This window comes from Microbulbifer rhizosphaerae, from assembly GCF_014191725.1.
Classification (GTDB): domain Bacteria; phylum Pseudomonadota; class Gammaproteobacteria; order Pseudomonadales; family Cellvibrionaceae; genus Microbulbifer; species Microbulbifer rhizosphaerae.
In genome coordinates, this window is sequence record NZ_JACHWZ010000051.1 from 1 (window position 1) to 1673 (window position 1673).

Annotated in this window: 1 rRNA gene (running past one end of the window); it reads right to left on the minus strand. The window is 53.7% G+C overall.

Going from position 1 to position 1673, the window contains the following annotated elements:
- Positions 1-1673: ribosomal RNA gene (locus FHS09_RS22260) — 23S ribosomal RNA — on the minus strand (its annotated part continues 1243 nt past the right edge of the window); the annotation flags it as partial.

The window sequence follows — 1673 nt, forward strand, 5'->3', positions numbered from 1 at the left end:
CGCTTCCACACCCAGCCTATCAACCTGGTAGTCTTCCAGGGCCCTTCAGGGGACTCGAAGTCCCAGGGAGATCTCATCTTGAAGGAGGCTTCCCGCTTAGATGCTTTCAGCGGTTATCCCGTCCGAACATAGCTACCGGGCAATGCCACTGGCGTGACAACCCGAACACCAGAGGTTCGTTCACTCCGGTCCTCTCGTACTAGGAGCAACTCTTCTCAAATCTCCAACGCCCACGGCAGATAGGGACCGAACTGTCTCACGACGTTCTAAACCCAGCTCGCGTACCACTTTAAATGGCGAACAGCCATACCCTTGGGACCGGCTTCAGCCCCAGGATGTGATGAGCCGACATCGAGGTGCCAAACACCGCCGTCGATGTGAACTCTTGGGCGGTATCAGCCTGTTATCCCCGGAGTACCTTTTATCCGTTGAGCGATGGCCCTTCCATACAGAACCACCGGATCACTATGACCTACTTTCGTACCTGCTCGACATGTCTGTCTCGCAGTCAAGCGCACTTATACCATTATGCTCATTGCATGATTTCCGACCATGCTGAGTGCACCTTCGTACTCCTCCGTTACTCTTTGGGAGGAGACCGCCCCAGTCAAACTACCCACCATACACTGTCCCCGATCCCGATAAGGGACCTGGGTTAGAACCTCAAACATGCCAGGGTGGTATTTCAAGGATGGCTCCACGAGAACTGGCGTCCTCGCTTCAAAGCCTCCCACCTATCCTACACAAGCAGGCTCAAAGTTCAGTGCAAAGCTGTAGTAAAGGTTCACGGGGTCTTTCCGTCTAGCCGCGGGTACACTGCATCTTAACAGCGATTTCAATTTCACTGAGTCTCTGGTGGAGACAGCGTGGCCATCGTTACGCCATTCGTGCAGGTCGGAACTTACCCGACAAGGAATTTCGCTACCTTAGGACCGTTATAGTTACGGCCGCCGTTTACCGGGGCTTCGATCAAGAGCTTCGCCGAAGCTAACCCCATCAATTAACCTTCCGGCACCGGGCAGGCGTCACACCCTATACGTCCACTTACGTGTTTGCAGAGTGCTATGTTTTTAATAAACAGTCGCAGCCACCTGGTCACTTCGACCGGCCTCAGCTTAGGGAGCAAGTCCCATCACCAAAACCGGCGTACCTTCTCCCGAAGTTACGGTACCATTTTGCCTAGTTCCTTCACCAGAGTTCTCTCAAGCGCCTTGGTATTCTCTACCTGACCACCTGTGTCGGTTTCGAGTACGGTTCTCTATTGCCTGAAGCTTAGAAGTTTTTCCTGGAAGCAGGGCATCAACCACTTCACTTACCGAAGTAAGCTTCGTCGTCAGTTCTCAGCCTTAGGGGTCCGGATTTGCCTAAACCCCCAGCCTACTACCTTAAACACGGACAACCAATCGCCGTGCTGGCCTAGCCTTCTCCGTCACTCCATCGCAGCAATAGCGAGTACAGGAATGTTAACCTGTTTCCCATCGACTACGGCTTTCGCCCTCGCCTTAGGGGCCGACTAACCCTGTCCCGATTAGCGTTGGACAGGAACCCTTGGTCTTCCGGCGGGGAGGTTTTTCACCTCCCTTGTCGTTACTCATGTCAGCATTCGCACTTCTGATACCTCCAGCAGACCTCTCGATCCACCTTCAACGGCTTACAGAACGCTCCTCTACCGT